The 13,524-nt window shown below is 74.1% G+C and carries 12 protein-coding genes; 8 read left to right on the forward strand and 4 right to left on the reverse strand.

Annotation, left to right across the window (positions count from 1 at the left end; all coding sequences use genetic code 11):
• Positions 1-3: 3 nt before the first annotated feature.
• Positions 4-906: a LysR family transcriptional regulator gene (locus tag AMOR_RS01740; protein WP_248357811.1), complete on the reverse strand. Its 903-nt coding sequence runs from the start codon at positions 904-906 to the stop codon at positions 4-6.
• 162 nt (positions 907-1,068) lie between these two features.
• Here AMOR_RS01740 and AMOR_RS01745 point away from each other — a divergent pair, with 162 nt between their 5' ends.
• The 3 genes from AMOR_RS01745 to AMOR_RS01755 all read left to right on the forward strand — a co-directional run bounded on the left by AMOR_RS01745 (position 1,069) and on the right by AMOR_RS01755 (position 3,622).
• A complete protein-coding gene (locus tag AMOR_RS01745; protein WP_248357813.1) occupies positions 1,069-1,548 on the forward strand; it encodes a CBS domain-containing protein in 480 nt (159 codons plus the stop codon).
• Positions 1,549-1,719: 171 nt separating this feature from the next.
• On the forward strand, positions 1,720-3,333 hold the full coding sequence (locus AMOR_RS01750) for a glycine--tRNA ligase (RefSeq protein WP_248357815.1): 1,614 nt from the start codon (positions 1,720-1,722) through the stop codon (positions 3,331-3,333).
• A 97-nt stretch (positions 3,334-3,430) separates the two neighbouring features.
• On the forward strand, positions 3,431-3,622 hold the full coding sequence (locus AMOR_RS01755) for a hypothetical protein (protein WP_248357817.1): 192 nt from the start codon (positions 3,431-3,433) through the stop codon (positions 3,620-3,622).
• A 101-nt stretch (positions 3,623-3,723) separates the two neighbouring features.
• Here AMOR_RS01755 and AMOR_RS01760 read toward each other — a convergent pair whose 3' ends face one another.
• Positions 3,724-5,517, reverse strand: a complete 1,794-nt coding sequence (locus AMOR_RS01760; protein WP_248357819.1) for a Kelch repeat-containing protein — start codon at positions 5,515-5,517, stop codon at positions 3,724-3,726.
• A gap of 230 nt (positions 5,518-5,747) precedes the next feature.
• Here AMOR_RS01760 and AMOR_RS01765 point away from each other — a divergent pair, with 230 nt between their 5' ends.
• From AMOR_RS01765 to AMOR_RS01785, 5 genes are all read left to right on the forward strand, one after another.
• Positions 5,748-6,074 carry a hypothetical protein gene (locus AMOR_RS01765; protein WP_248357821.1) on the forward strand — a complete coding sequence of 109 codons (327 nt, stop codon included), beginning with the start codon at positions 5,748-5,750 and terminating at the stop codon, positions 6,072-6,074.
• 73 nt (positions 6,075-6,147) lie between these two features.
• Complete coding sequence (locus AMOR_RS01770; RefSeq protein ID WP_248357823.1) at positions 6,148-6,936, forward strand: DapH/DapD/GlmU-related protein; 789 nt, start codon at positions 6,148-6,150, stop codon at positions 6,934-6,936.
• 60 nt (positions 6,937-6,996) lie between these two features.
• Positions 6,997-9,642: a carbohydrate binding family 9 domain-containing protein gene (locus AMOR_RS01775; protein ID WP_248357825.1), complete on the forward strand. Its 2,646-nt coding sequence runs from the start codon at positions 6,997-6,999 to the stop codon at positions 9,640-9,642.
• 82 nt (positions 9,643-9,724) lie between these two features.
• The gene (locus AMOR_RS01780) at positions 9,725-11,215 is read left to right on the forward strand and encodes an amidase (RefSeq protein WP_248357826.1); all 1,491 of its coding nucleotides are present in this window, start codon (positions 9,725-9,727) and stop codon (positions 11,213-11,215) included.
• Entirely contained in the window at positions 11,200-11,814 is a 615-nt protein-coding gene (locus AMOR_RS01785; RefSeq protein ID WP_248357828.1) for a TetR/AcrR family transcriptional regulator, read from the forward strand. The genes AMOR_RS01780 and AMOR_RS01785 overlap by 16 nt, the downstream gene beginning before the upstream one ends.
• Positions 11,815-11,842: 28 nt before the next feature.
• On the opposite strand, the gene AMOR_RS01790 is transcribed toward AMOR_RS01785, so the two are convergent.
• On the reverse strand, positions 11,843-13,105 hold the full coding sequence (locus tag AMOR_RS01790; protein WP_248357830.1) for an RNA polymerase sigma factor: 1,263 nt from the start codon (positions 13,103-13,105) through the stop codon (positions 11,843-11,845).
• Positions 13,102-13,440 carry a YciI family protein gene (locus AMOR_RS01795; protein WP_248357832.1) on the reverse strand — a complete coding sequence of 113 codons (339 nt, stop codon included), beginning with the start codon at positions 13,438-13,440 and terminating at the stop codon, positions 13,102-13,104. The genes AMOR_RS01790 and AMOR_RS01795 overlap by 4 nt, the downstream gene beginning before the upstream one ends.
• Positions 13,441-13,524 lie beyond the last annotated feature (84 nt).

The following is a 13,524-nucleotide window of genomic DNA, read 5'->3' on the forward strand; positions in this document are numbered from 1 at the left end:
CGGCTACGGTCGCGCCGGCGGGTTCCGGAGCGCCCACGTCCGGAACCGCCCGGCCGCGCCGTGCAGCTTCGAGGAGGCCGTCGCCCACGAGAACGTGCGGGCGATGCGCAGATCGCGGAGCGGGAGCACCCGGAGCGTCCCGGCGCTCACCTCGAGCTGGACGCTCCAGCGCGACACGAACGCGACGCCGAGCCCCGCGACCGCCGCCATCTTCATGGACTGGTTGGAGCCGAACAGCAGCTCCGAGCGACGGATCTCGCGCGCCCCGAGCACCGGCGCGAGCGCCTCCTCCACCATGGCGCGCGTGTTCGATCCCGGTTCGCGGAACAGGAGCGGGACGCTCGCGAGCTCGGCGGCGCGGGTGATCCGGCAGAGGTCCCGCGCCGAGCTCGCCGCCACCGGGACCAGCTCGTCCTCGAGGTAACGCTCGAGATGGACGCGCGACGAGCGCGTCGCGCCCTCGACGAGACCGAGCGGAACACGCCCGTCCGCCACCCACTCCAGCACGCGCGCGGTGTTGCTGACCTGGAGCCGGAACGGGACGCGGCCGTTGATGGCGCGATAGCCGGCGGCGAGCGGCGGCACGACGTACGCGGCGGTCGTCATGCTCGCGCCGAGCACCACCTCCTCGCCGACGGCAGGCTCGCCCTGGAAGGCGCCCTCCAGGGCGCCGAGGACGTCGTGCACCTGCTTCGCCGCCTCGAGCAGGCGCAGGCCCCAGTCGGTCGGCGTGACGCCCTTGGAGGAGCGGAGGAGCAGCGCGCGCCCGCACTCCTCCTCGAGACCGCGGATCTGCGCGGTGACGGCGGGCTGCGAGAGGTGAAGGAGCTTCGCGGCGCTGGAGATCTTGCGGGTCTGCACCACGACGCGAAAGGTCTCGAGCTTGCGCGGGTCGACCGGGCTCATGCGGCGAACTTATCAGAACTCCTCGCCCCGACCATGTGCTCCATCAGCGTAGGTTATGGTCCATCCGGTCTTGCGACGAGGCGTCCGCGGCGCGTCCGGCCATGATGCCTCGCGTGGCGGTCGCGGGGCTCGGGACCCGGACGCCCGCGGAGGTATCGGATCATGGTCACCATTCGGGATCGGGTCGTTCGCAACATCGTCTGCCTCGCCGCATCCGCCACGTGCGACGACGCCGCGCGCGTGATGTCGGAGCACGGCATCGGGTCGGTGGGCGTGCGCCGCGAGGGGAAGCTCGTCGGCCTCGTCACGGAGCGGGAGCTCGTGGCGCAGATGGCGGCCGGGGCCGACCCGAGCCGGACCACGCTCGGCGAGGCGATGCGGGCCCAGGTCCCGGCGGTCTCCGCCGACGCGACGGACGCGGAGTGCGCGCAGCTCATGCGGAGCCGCCGCACCCGGCACCTCGCGGTGAAGGAGGGCGGCGAGATCGTGGGCGTCATCTCGATGCTCGACCTGGTCGACCTCGTGGTCGAGGAGAAGCAGTGGAGCATCGATCAGCTCGAGAGCTACATCCGCGGCGGCCGCGCGAGCCAGCTCAGCGAGCCGATCGTGACGATGTTCCACCACGAGCGCATGGCGGGCTGAGGCGCGGGCCGCGATCATCGGCGCGGGAGCGGGCCGGCGGACGGGCGTCCGCCGGCCCGCTCGACTTTCCACAGGGCGGCCCCCGGCGGTTCGGGACGGGAACGTCGGCGCGAGTCGGTGTAGGATGCGCGCCCTTCCCCTCCGCAACCGCACCCGAAGGAGCGTACGCCGATGGCCGCGCAGACGATGGAGCAGCTGGTTTCCCTCTGCAAGCGCCGGGGGTTCATCTTCCCCGGCTCCGCGATCTACGGCGGCCTCCAGGGCACCTACGACTACGGCCCGCTCGGCGTCGAGCTGAAGAACAACCTCAAGCTCGCGTGGTGGCGCGCCAACGTCTGGGAGCGCGACGACATGGAGGGGATCGACGCCGCGATCCTCATGAACAAGCTCACGTGGCGCTACTCCGGCCACGAGGACACCTTCGTCGACCCGATGGTCGACTGCAAGGCGTGCAAGCTCAGGTGGCGCGCCGACCAGATCTCCGGGAAGTGCCCGAGCTGCGGCTCCACCGAGCTCACCGATCCGCGCCCGTTCAACCTGATGTTCAAGACGCAGGTCGGCCCGGTCCCGGATCCGGAGTCGTTCTCGTACCTGCGGCCGGAGACGGCGCAGGGCATCTTCGTCAACTTCAAGCACGTCCTCGACTCGACCTCGCGCAAGCTGCCGTTCGGCATCGCGCAGATCGGGAAGGCGTTCCGCAACGAGATCACGCCGCGGAACTTCATCTTCCGCGTGCGCGAGTTCGAGCAGATGGAGATCGAGTTCTTCGTCAGGCCCGGCGAGGACGAGCGGTGGCACGAGAAGTGGGTCCAGGACCGGATCGACTGGTGGCTGTCGGTCGGCCTTTCCCGCCAGAACCTCGAGCCGTACCACCAGAAGAAGGAGGAGCTCGCCCACTACGCGAAGGCGACGGTGGACCTCCTCTACCGCTTCCCGCACGGCCTCGAGGAGCTCGAGGGCATCGCGAACCGCACCGACTACGACCTCGGCTCGCACAGCCGGGACCAGGGCTCGCTCGGGCTCCGGGCGCGGGTCAGCCCGAACGCGCACGCCACCGACAAGCTCACCTGGTTCGACCCCGACTCGAAGCAGCACGTCGTGCCCTTCGTGGTGGAGCCGTCCGCCGGCGTGGACCGCGGCGTCCTCGCGCTGCTCAGCGAGGCGTACGCCGAGGAGCAGGTGAAGCCCGCGCCGGCGGAGCGCCTGAAGCCCGTGGAGGAGGCGCTCGCGACCTTCCTGCGGTCCGCCGCCCGCAACGAGAAGCTCCCGGCGGCGGCGAAGGACGCGATCGTCGCGGAAGGCGAGCGGATCGCCCAGGGGCTCGGGGAGCGGCTGCCGTCCATCGCCGGCCTGCTCTCGCTGCCGGGCGCGGACGGGATCGAGGTCGCGAAGAAGCTCCGTGGCCAGGTGGACCCGGTCATCGACGAGTTCTACCGGACGGTCCTCCACTTCAAGCCGCACCTCGCGCCGATCAAGGTCGCGGTGCTGCCGCTCAAGAAGAACCACGCCGGCATCGTCGGGACCGCGAAGGGGATCCGGAGGACGCTCCAGGCGACCGGCGCGATGCGCGTCGTCTACGACGACACCGGCGCGATCGGGAAGCTCTACCGCCGGCAGGACGAGATCGGGACGCCGTTCTGCGTCACCGTCGACTTCGACACGCTCGGCGAGGGCAAGGACGCGGCGCTCGCGAACACCGTCACCGTGCGCCACCGGGACACCATGGCGCAGGAGCGGGTGGCCGTGCCGGAGCTCGAGGCCTACCTGCGCGAGAAGATGCGGTAGCGAGGGCAGCAGCGGCGAGCGAGGGGGCCGGCGGGCCAATCTCGGCCTCCGGCAAGATACCCGCGCCGTCCGCATCGTTCGGGTCGGAGGTGCCGCCATGGCGACCGACAAGCCCGAGATGCCTCGCACGCAGACGAGCGCTCCGGTGAAGCCCCCCCGGACGACGAGGGACGTGACGCCGGCCGGCGAGCCCGAAGCCGAGCGGACGCCGGGCCGGAAGGCCGGTGACGAGCTCGCCCGCGGAGACCGCATGCCGATGGGGGCGGACGAGCCCGGCGCGGGGCTGTGAGCCGCCGGGTGACCGTACACACGAAGCGCTCGTCTCGCGACGCGGCGGCCTCCCGCCGGCGGGCCTCGCCGGCGGGAGCCTCGCGACGCCCGCCGCGCCGGTCAGTGCTGGTACCAGACCCCGTCGTGCACGGTCCCCGCGCCCACGTCGGCACCACCGAGGACCAGCACGTGGGGCGCGCCGGCCCCGTCGACGAAGAAGGCGGCCGCGTGGTTGTAGAAGTCGTAGCCCGAGGCCGAGCCGGCGATGGTGTGGGAGCCGGTGGCGCCGTTGAAGCTCCCGATGGCGCCCTGCGACCCGAGCTGCGCGTAGCTCTGCTCGCTCGAGCCCGTCGAGGCGCCGTTGTAGAGGCCGCCGCTCACGAGGACGTAGCTGCCCGCCACGACCGCGGTGAACTTCTCGCGCGCCTTGCCCAGGGACGACGCGTTCGTCGTCCACGCCGCGCTCACGAGGGCGCCGTTCCGGATGTCGATCTGGTCGTAGTAGATGGCCGACTGGCTCGTGGCGGCCAGCGCGTTCGTGACGGGGTCCACCGCGGCGGTGTCCCCGCCGAGCGCGTACAGGTACCCGGCGGACGTGACGAGCTGGTGGTACGCGAGCGCGGCCGGCAGGTCCGGCTGCGGCTCCCATGCCGCGAGCGTCCCGTCGGCCTGGATCTTCGCGGCCCAGACCTTGGCGACGGGCGCGCCGGTGGAGTCGTTCCCGCCCGCCACGTAGATGCGGCCATGGAAGAGCACCGCGCTCGTGGCGAACAGCGCCTGGGGCAGCGGAGTGGTCTCGGCCCACGTGCCCGGCGCGCCGGCCGCCGGGATCGTCCCGTCGGACGCGAGCGAGGCGAAATACACGGTGCTCGTCGCCGCGCCGGTGCCGTCGAGGCCGCCGAGGACGTAGAGGTTGCCGTTCCCGGGGACGAGGGAGTTCGCGGCGTCGGCGACGACGGCCGCGGCGAAGCCGCGCTGGTCCGGGAGCGGCGTGGCCGTCGTCCAGGTCGCGCCGGCGAGCGCGCCGGTCGCGGCGTCGATCGGGTTCACGTACACCGTGCTCACGTTCGACGCCTTGCCGTCCGCGGTCGCCGCGGTCGCCACGTTGCCGCCGATCGCGTACACGTAGCTCGTCGTGCCGATCGCGGCCACCGCGGCGGAGAAGCCCTGCTGCGCCACGGGGAGGCTCGACGTCGCGGACCACTGGATCTGGGACGGGCTGAAGGGAACGCCGCCGAGGACCTCGAACGTGCGCGGCGCGCTCGTCCCGCTCGGGGTCGTGACGGTCACCTGGTACGTCGTGCCGGTCGACAGGGAGGCGGGCACCGTGCCCACGACGTAGATGTTGGTCCAGTCACCGGCGGCGTAGCCCACGGCCGCCGAGGCGACCACCGCGCCCGAACCGGCGTCGCGGAAGTCGACCGAGTATCCCGCCGCCTGCGCGGAGAGATCGCCGAACGCCGCGCCGTCCACGATGAAGAGGCTGTTCTGGCTTCCGCTGCCCGCCAGGCCGCCGTTGACGTCGGCGAGCGTCGGCGCCGCCATGGTGAAGGCGTGCGGGAGCGTGGTCGAGCCTCCGCCGGGGTTCTCGATCGTGACGTCGAAGGCGGTGCCGGCCGCGGCGAGCGCGGCCGGGACCGCAGGGACCGCCACGTCGACGCCCGTCGCGGTGGCCGACGCGACCTGGGCCGGGTACGACGCGCCCCCGGCGGACGGCGTGAAGGTCACGGTGGGCGGGCTCGCGGTCGTCCCCGTGAAGCCCGCGCCGGAGATCGCGACGACCGTGCTGGAGGTGCCGGTCGCCGGGGCGAGGCTGGTCACCTCCGGACCGGAGGGCTTCCTGGAGCCGCCGCAGGCCTGGAGCGCGACCGTCGACGTGAGCAGCACGAGCAATGGGATCCGATTTCGCGACATGTGCGCCTCCACCTGCGGGTTCGCGTCCGACCGCGTCCGTCCCCCGCCGGGCCCCCGAGCAACCGCCGTGCCCGCACCGGATGTCGCGGGCTTGCACGCGCTCGCGGCGCGGGGCTGTCCCGGCGCGTACACCGCGGTGTACGGGACGGTGCACCGTCGAGCGCCGGCGCAGCGCGCCCCGCGCTAAGCTGGGCGCGCGCTCCGGTTCGAGCGCACCGGAGGAGCACGAGATGGGAGAGGAGACGACCCAGTTCGCGTCGCGGTTCGCCACCGCGGTGAGCGAGCTCGAGCAGCTCGCGGACGACGAAGGCCACGCGCAGCTCCGGCACCAGCACGGCGCGGCGCTCCGCGACGTGGTCCGCGACGCGCTCGACGCCATCGCGGCCGTGTACGAGACCGGCACGCACGCCGTCCGGAACTGGCCGGAGCAGCGACGGCACGTCCTGTCCCAGGTGGCCGCCACGCGCACCGCGCTGGACCGGCGGGGCGTCGACGGCGAGGTCCGCGCGATGGCGCGCGCGCTCGTCGAGCTCATCGAGCCGTCCGCCCGGCCCTAGAGCACGCTCGCCTCGCCGCGGCGCCCGCCGGGCGCGGTAAGCTCGCGACGCTGCACGCCGCGGGAGGGTGCTCATGGTCGTCGCCGGGTGGAGAGCGCGTCTGTTCACGCCGCTCCAGGTGCTCGTGACGCTCGTGCTGTTCGCCGAGTGTGCGGTGATCCTGGGCGTCGCCGCGTGGCCCGCCGTCGAGCTCTGGCTGTGGGTGCGCGCCTCGGCCCCGCTCTCCGGAGCGCCGCGCGTCCTCCTGCTCTGCGTCGCGGGCGCCGCGGCGTACTTCGTCTTCGGCCTCGCCCTGCTGGTCGTCCTCCCGCTCGCCCGCTGGTTGACGCTCTCGGTGGGCACGCCGGTCGGCCGGTTCGAGTACCTGTCGCTCGGGGCCTGGCGCTGGGCGAGCTACAACGCGCTCACGCTCCTCCTGCGCTTCACGTTCGTGAACTGGATCCGCGTCACGCCCTTCCTGCCGCTCTACCACCGGCTCATGGGGATGCGGGTCGGCGCGCGGGTGCAGATCAACACCGCGATCGTCGCCGACCAGAACCTCATCTCGATCGGCGACGACACGGTGATCGGCGGCGACGTCACGCTCGTCTGCCACGCGGCGGAGCGCGGCAAGCTCGTGACGGCACCCGTCCGCATCGGCCGAGACGTCACCGTCGGGCTCATGGCGGTCGTCTTCCCGGGCTGCGAGATCGGGGACGGCGCCGTCATCGCCGCCGGGGCGGTGCTCTCGAAGGGCGCGAAGGTCGCGCCCGGCGAGATCTGGGCGGGCGTCCCGGCGCGGCGCGTCGGACGGCGACGCCGCTCGACCCCCGCGCAGCCGACCCGTCCGCCGTCGGGCGAAAGTCGAAATACGGACGGGTGAGGGCCGTACACTCTGGCGTGAGGTGACGTCGGCCACCCGGCCGTCGCACGAGGACCTGCCATGTCCGGGACCGACACCCGACCGAGCGACGGGGCCGGCGCGAGGCGCGTCGCGGCCGCGCTGGCGTACCTGCTCGCCTGCGCAGCCGCCGCCGCCGATCCCGGGGACATCGTCGCGCGGCGGATCTCGGCGCACGTCCACCTGGACGGTCGGCTCGACGACGCCGCGTGGGCGGAGGCACCCGTCTTCTCCGGCTTCGTGGAGAGCTTCCCCCGGGCCGGGGTCCCGGCCAGCTTCCGCACCGAGGTGCGCGTCGTCTACGACGACGAGACCCTGTACGTCGGGATCACGTGCTTCGATCCGGAGCCCGGCGCCATCGTCCGGCAGCTGGCGCGCCGCGACGGCAATCCGACGGCGGACCAGGTCGAGATCGCGCTCGACACCGGTGCGGACGGCCGGACGGCGTACGACTTCACCGTGAACGCGGCGGGCGTGCTGCGGGACCAGCTCCTGTTCGCCGACGTGAACGCGACGGACAGCTGGGACGCGGTCTGGGACGCGGCGGTGTCGGTCGACGCGCGCGGCTGGTCGGCGGAGGTCGCCATCCCGTTCCACCAGCTCCGGTTCTCCTCGGCGCCGGAGCAGCGCTGGGGCATCCTGGTCCGGCGCACGATCCCGCGCACGCACCAGGTCCTCGACTCCGTGCCCATCCCCCGCGAAGCGAACCCGGTGAACGCCGGCGGGCTCGTCGTGTCGCGGTTCGGCCGCCTCGAGGGGCTCGTCGAGCTGAACCCGCGGCAGGGGCTCGAGCTCCTGCCCTACGCGGCGACGCGCGCCTCCCTGCGGCCGCAGTACTCGGATCCATCCCGGCCCGGCCCCCGCCTCCTGGACCCGGGGCTGGACGTCGGCCTGGACCTCAAGACCAGGATCGCGAGGCGGCTCACGTTGACCGCCGCCCTCAACCCCGACTTCGGGCAGGTCGAGACCGATCAGGTCATCCAGAACCTCTCGAACGCCGAGCCGTTCTTCCCGGAGAAGCGGCCGTTCTTCCTCGAGGGGCTCGACATCTTCCAGCCGGTCGGGAGCGAGTACGGGTCTCCCCAGCAGCTCTTCTACTCTCGGCGAATCGGGATCGACGCGCCGATCCTGGGCGCCGCGAAGGTGACGGGGGCGGTCCGGCCCGGCCTGGACCTCGGCGTCCTCGACTCCCTCGTGATGGGCGCCGGCAACGCGTCCCTGGTCCCCGTCGGCTACGGCAGCGCGGACCCCGGCGCGCTCGCGCCGTACGAGGAGCGGCCCGACCGCCGCTGGCGGTTCCACTCGACCCTCCCGTTCCACCTCGGCCCCGAGGACGCCCTCCCCGCCGCCCACCCGGTCACGACGAACTACTTCGCCGCGGTGGCGAGGCAGCGGCTCGGGGGCCGCACCACCGCAGGCGCGACGTTCACCGCGGCGACGCCGCTCGAGCCCCGCTGCCGGCGGAGCGAGTTCGCGACGGACGCCGACTACGCGGCGGCCGGGTGCGCCTCGCACGGCGGGAACGCGGTCGGGGTGGACCTGACCGTCCCCGGCGACTGGGGCGGCTTCGCCCAGCTCGAGGCGTCGCAGGCCGTGGGCGGCCCGCCGGAGGGGCGCACGCTGCAGGACGGCACGGTGCTCCGGGCGGGCGATCTCGGCTACGGCGGCCACCTGCGTGCGGGCAAGCTCGGGGGCGAGCCCTGGCGGTTCGACGTGACCTACGTGTACGAGGATCCGCGGCTCGACCTGAACGCGGTGGGCTTCCAGCCGCTGTCGAACTACCAGTGGGCCGACCTCGACGTGCACTACGTGCGGCCGAGCGGGTTCGGCCCGTTCCACGCGTTCCAGGTGGACTACAACCTCGACCTGAACTGGAGCGCCGACGGGACGTCGCTCCCGCGCGGCGTCAACACGAGCCTCGCCGCGTCCCTGCAGCTCCCCGGCTACCAGACGATCGGCGCGAAGGTCGCGCTCGAGCTGCCGCAGTACGACACCCGGGAGATCGCCGGCGCCGGCGTGCCGTTCGAGCGCATCGGCGACGTCCTCGCCGTCCTCATCCTGAAATCGGATCCCAACCGGCGGCTCCAGGCGAGCGGCGACGTGTTCGCGTACCGGACGCTGCGCCGCGGCCCCTTCGCGCCGCGGACGGGCGTCGGCCTGGATCTGACGGCCTACTGGAGGCCGCACGACCGGCTCGAGACCCGCCTCGACGTCGCGTACGGCCGAAAGCCCCAGGGGCCGCGCTGGATCGAGACGCTCCCCGACGAGACCGCCGTGTTCGGCGACCAGGACCCCGAGTTCCTCTCGGTGACCGTCCGGCAGCAGCTCGTCTTCACGCCGAGGCTCACTGCGCAGCTCTACGCGCAGCTCTTCACCTCCGCGATCCGCTACGGCCGCGACTTCTACGGCGCCTCGCTCCCGCAGCGGCGCCGCGTGTCGACCTCGGACCTCGCCCCGCTGGCCTACCCCGGCGCGCCGGGCGGACACGACGCCGTCGCCAACGTCAACGCGGTGGTCCGCTGGGAGTACCGGCTCGGCTCGACGCTGTACGTCGTCTACACGCGGTCGCAGCGCGAGCTGCCGGCGCAGGGTGCCCCCGCGCCGACGAGCGTCGCGCCGGCCGGGCTCTTCCGGGGGCCGACGATCGAGACGGTCCTCGTGAAGTGGGCCTGGTGGTGGGAGACCTGAGCCGCGGATCGGGGTGGCGCGGAGAGCGAATAGCGAATACGCTGTTCGCTATTAGGGACCCGCCGCCCCGGAGAGACCCGCCATGGACACCCCCTCCCCCGCCCGCCCCGCAGCGTCCCCTCCCGACCCGTTCGCGGAGCTCGACGCCACGGCCCAGGCCGAGCTGGTGCGCACCCGCCGCGCGACGCCGCTCGAGCTGGTCGACGCCGCGATTGCGCGGATCGAGCGCGTCGGCCCTGCCCTGAACGCGCTCGCCGCCATCGACCCCGATCGCGCCCGCGCCGCGGCCCGCGGGCCGCTCCGCGAAGGCCCCTTCGCGGGCGTGCCGTTCCTGGCGAAGGACCTGCTCGCCGTCCCCGGGCTCCCGTACGGCGCCGGCTCTCGCCTCCTGCACGGCCAGCCTGCGCCGGGCGGCTCGGCGTACGCGCAGGCGCTCGAGGACGCCGGGCTCATCGTGGTCGGCAAGACGACGACGTCCGAGTTCGGCCTGCTCGGCACGACGGAGACGCTCGCCTGCGGCGCGACGCGGAACCCGTGGGACGTGGCGCGGTCTCCGGCGGGATCGTCGGGCGGCTCCGCGGCGGCGGTGGCGGCCGGCCTCGTCCCGATGGCCCACGCGTCCGACGGCGGCGGGTCCATCCGGATCCCGGCATCTGCCTGCGGCCTGTTCGGGCTGAAGCCATCGCGCGGCCGCGAGCGCGACGCCGGCCTGCCGGCGGGCGCGCCGCTCGCGATGATGGTGAACGACCACTGCGTGAGCCGCACGGTGCGCGACAGCGCGGCGCTCCTCCTCGCGACGCAGCGCGTGGACGCCGCGGCGCCGCTCCCGCCGCTCGCCGCGCGGGACCTGGCGCCCGCGGCGCGCCCGCGCCGCCTCCGGATCGCCGTGTACGACCGCACCGCGTTCGGCCTCGTTCCGCACCCGGAGGTCTCCGCGGGGCTCGCCGCCGCCCGCGCGCTGTGCGAGCGGCTCGGGCACGAGACGGTCGACTCCGCCGGCCCGCGCTTCGACGCGCGCGCGGTCAGCGACGCGTTCTTCCTGCTGGCCGGCGCGACGGTCGCGCCCCTCGTCGCGCAGGTCCGCCAGGCAGCCGGGGTCGCCGCGCTGCCGTCGCTGCTCGAGCCGTTCACGCTCGAGCTCGCCGAGCGCGCCGAGCGCGCGCCCCCGGGCGCCGTGCCGGCGGCGATCGGCGCGCTGGTCCAGGCGGGCGCGGCGATGACCGCGTTCATCGCGGGGTTCGACGCGACCCTCTGCCCCACCATCCCGATCCTGCCGTTCGAGCTGGGCGTGCTGTCGCCGGCGCGCCCGGCGGATGCGTGCATCGCGTTCACGGAGGTCCTCGCCGGGTACACGCCGATCCACTCGATCGCCGGCGTGCCGGCGATGTCCGTGCCGCTGCACTGGACCGCCGGAGGGCTGCCGGTGGGCTGCCACTTCGCGGCCGGCGTCGGACGGGAGGCGCTCCTGCTCGAGCTCGCCTACGCGCTCGAGGAGGCCGCGCCGTGGCGCCACCGCCGCCCCCCCGTCTCGGCGCTGCCGAAGCCGCCCGAGGGTCCATGGCGCAGCGCCTGAAGGAAGACGTCCGCCGGCGCCTCGTCGACGCGGCCCTCGCCGCGTTCGTCGCGGACGGCTACCGCGGCGCGCGGCTCGCGGACATCGCCGCCGCCGCGGGCGTGTCCACCGGGAACGTCTACCGGTACTTCCCGGACAAGGAGACGCTGCTGCACGCGGCCGTGCCGCCCGAGATCGCCGATCGGCTGCTGCGGCTGCTGCGGCGGCGCGTGCGGGAGCTGGCGACCGTCGCCGACTGGCGCCGCGCGACCGTCGGCGCCGCGCCCGCCGACGCGCTCCTCGACTTCTGGATCGCGCACCGGCGCGAGGTCGTCGTGCTGCTCGGCCGCGCCGACGGCTCCCCGCTCGGCCACGTGCGCCCGCTCGTGGCCGCCGAGCTGACCCGCATGGCCGTCCGGTACCAGCGCGCGCACGGCGGCCGGCCCGTGCCCCGCGAGGCGCGCTTCGTCCTCCTGCGGATCTTCGAGAGCACCGTCTCGATGATCGTGGACGTCCTCGCGGCCCACGAGGAGCCGGACGCCATCCGCGCGGCGTTCCGCGCGTTCTGGCGGTTCCAGCTCGCCGGGCTCCAGAGCCTGCTCGAGGGCGGCGACGCGTGACCGGCCGGCCGCGCCGCCGGTGCCGCGGTCACGCGTCGCCCCCGCAGGCCGCGAGCTTGCGCGCGAGCACCGCCTCCTCCGCCGGGTTCCGCGCGAGCCCCAGCGCGGCGCGGAGGTGCTCCGCCGCGCGCGCCGGCCGCCCGGCGCGGAGCTCGAGCTCCGCGAACGCCGCGCGGAAGAACGGATACCGGGCGAGCCGCTCGCGGCCGTCGATCTCCGCGAGCGCCCGGAGCCCCGCCTCCGGCCCGTCGGCCATGCCCACCGCGATGGCGCGATTCAACGCAACCACCGGCGTCGGGCGGAGGCGCGCGAGCAGGTCGTAGAGCGCGCGGATCGACGCCCAGTCGGTCTCGGCGAAGCTCGCCGCCTGGGCGTGGCGCGCCGCGATCGCCGCCTCGAGGTGCCACGCGGTGAGCGCGTCCCCCTCGGCGGACCGGTCGAGCCTGCGCAGCCCCTCGCCGATCAGCTCCCGATCCCAGCGGCGGCGGTCCTGCTCCGCGAGCAGGAGCAGGTTCCCGTCGTCGTCCATCCGCGCGGAGAGCCGGGCGGCGAGGAGGCAGAACAGCGCGAGGAGCGCCTGCGTCTCGGGACCGGCCGCCGGCGGGAGCCGCGACAGGAGGACGCCGAGCCGCATCGCCTCGTGGCAGAGGTCCTCGCGGATGACCTGCTGCGGATGCGCGCCGTGATAGCCCTCGCTGAACAGGAGGTAGATGGCGTCCTGGACGGACGGGAGCCGCGTCCGGACCAGCGCGGGATCGCCGACCTCAAGCAGCCCGCCGCGCGCCTCCAGCGCGCGACGGGAGCGGAAGAGCTGCTTCTCGATGGCCGCCTCGCTGGAGAGGAACGCCTGGGCGAGCTCGCGCACCGAGAAGCCGCACAGGTACTTGAGGATCACGGCGACCTGCGCGGCCGGCGCGAGGGCCGGATCGCAGCACGAGAACATGAGCCGGAGCTCGTCGTCGGGGATCGCCTCCTCCGCCCCCGCGCCCCCGAGCTCCGCCTCGGACAGCCCCAGCGCGCGCTCCAGCTCGGGGGCGAGGCGACCGAAGGTCGCCTGCCTCCTGAGCAGATCGACCGCCCGGTTGTGGGCGGCGCGCGTCAACCAGGCCGCGGGGTTCGACGGCGCGCGCCCGAACTTCCAGGTCTCGAGCGCCCGCACGAGCGCGTCCTGGACCGCATCCTCGGCGAGCGTCAGGTGCCGGACGCCGAGGACGCGGACCAGGGACGAGACGATCCGCCCCGCCTCGTGGCGGAACAGGTGATCGGCGAGGCGGAGGTCGGCGGCGCTCACATCACGCGGACGGGCCGCACCTCGACGGCGCCGCCCTTCTCGTAGGTGGGGCACCCGCGCGCGATCTCGACCGCCGCCTCGAGGTTCGCCGCCTCGACGATCGCGTAGCCGCCGACCAGGTCCTTCGCCTCCGCGAACGGGCCGTCGGAGACGGTCTTCGCCGCGCCGCGGACCACCTTGCCGGACCGCTCGAGCGGCGCGCCGGCGCCGGAGTAGACGCCCGACCTGCGGAGCCCCTCGAACCAGGTGAACCACTTCTGCACGTGCTGCTGCAGCTGCTCGGGGGAGTCGCCGCTCGAGTCGCCGCCGCGGAAGATGAGCATGAAGCTCGCCATGTCGTACCTCGTGTGGTGCCGGTGGATTCCGGTCTCGCCTTCTCGACGATCGAGGACCTCCGGACCGGACACGGTCGCGGCGGT

This window comes from Anaeromyxobacter oryzae (genome assembly GCF_023169945.1).
In the GTDB taxonomy this organism is placed as follows: domain Bacteria; phylum Myxococcota; class Myxococcia; order Myxococcales; family Anaeromyxobacteraceae; genus Anaeromyxobacter; species Anaeromyxobacter oryzae.

What these genes read in the sequence shown, in the direction of transcription:
- AMOR_RS01760 (WP_248357819.1), bottom strand. Translation starts at nt 5,517, where the DNA reads ATGTCGCGAAATCGGATCCCATTGCTCGTGCTGCTCACGTCGACGGTC.
- AMOR_RS01740 (WP_248357811.1), bottom strand. Translation starts at nt 906, where the DNA reads ATGAGCCCGGTCGACCCGCGCAAGCTCGAGACCTTTCGCGTCGTGGTG.
- AMOR_RS01795 (WP_248357832.1), bottom strand. Translation starts at nt 13,440, where the DNA reads ATGGCGAGCTTCATGCTCATCTTCCGCGGCGGCGACTCGAGCGGCGAC.
- AMOR_RS01755 (WP_248357817.1), top strand. Translation starts at nt 3,431, where the DNA reads ATGGCGACCGACAAGCCCGAGATGCCTCGCACGCAGACGAGCGCTCCG.
- AMOR_RS01770 (WP_248357823.1), top strand. Translation starts at nt 6,148, where the DNA reads ATGGTCGTCGCCGGGTGGAGAGCGCGTCTGTTCACGCCGCTCCAGGTG.
- AMOR_RS01765 (WP_248357821.1), top strand. Translation starts at nt 5,748, where the DNA reads ATGGGAGAGGAGACGACCCAGTTCGCGTCGCGGTTCGCCACCGCGGTG.
- AMOR_RS01785 (WP_248357828.1), top strand. Translation starts at nt 11,200, where the DNA reads ATGGCGCAGCGCCTGAAGGAAGACGTCCGCCGGCGCCTCGTCGACGCG.
- AMOR_RS01775 (WP_248357825.1), top strand. Translation starts at nt 6,997, where the DNA reads ATGTCCGGGACCGACACCCGACCGAGCGACGGGGCCGGCGCGAGGCGC.
- AMOR_RS01750 (WP_248357815.1), top strand. Translation starts at nt 1,720, where the DNA reads ATGGCCGCGCAGACGATGGAGCAGCTGGTTTCCCTCTGCAAGCGCCGG.
- AMOR_RS01745 (WP_248357813.1), top strand. Translation starts at nt 1,069, where the DNA reads ATGGTCACCATTCGGGATCGGGTCGTTCGCAACATCGTCTGCCTCGCC.
- AMOR_RS01780 (WP_248357826.1), top strand. Translation starts at nt 9,725, where the DNA reads ATGGACACCCCCTCCCCCGCCCGCCCCGCAGCGTCCCCTCCCGACCCG.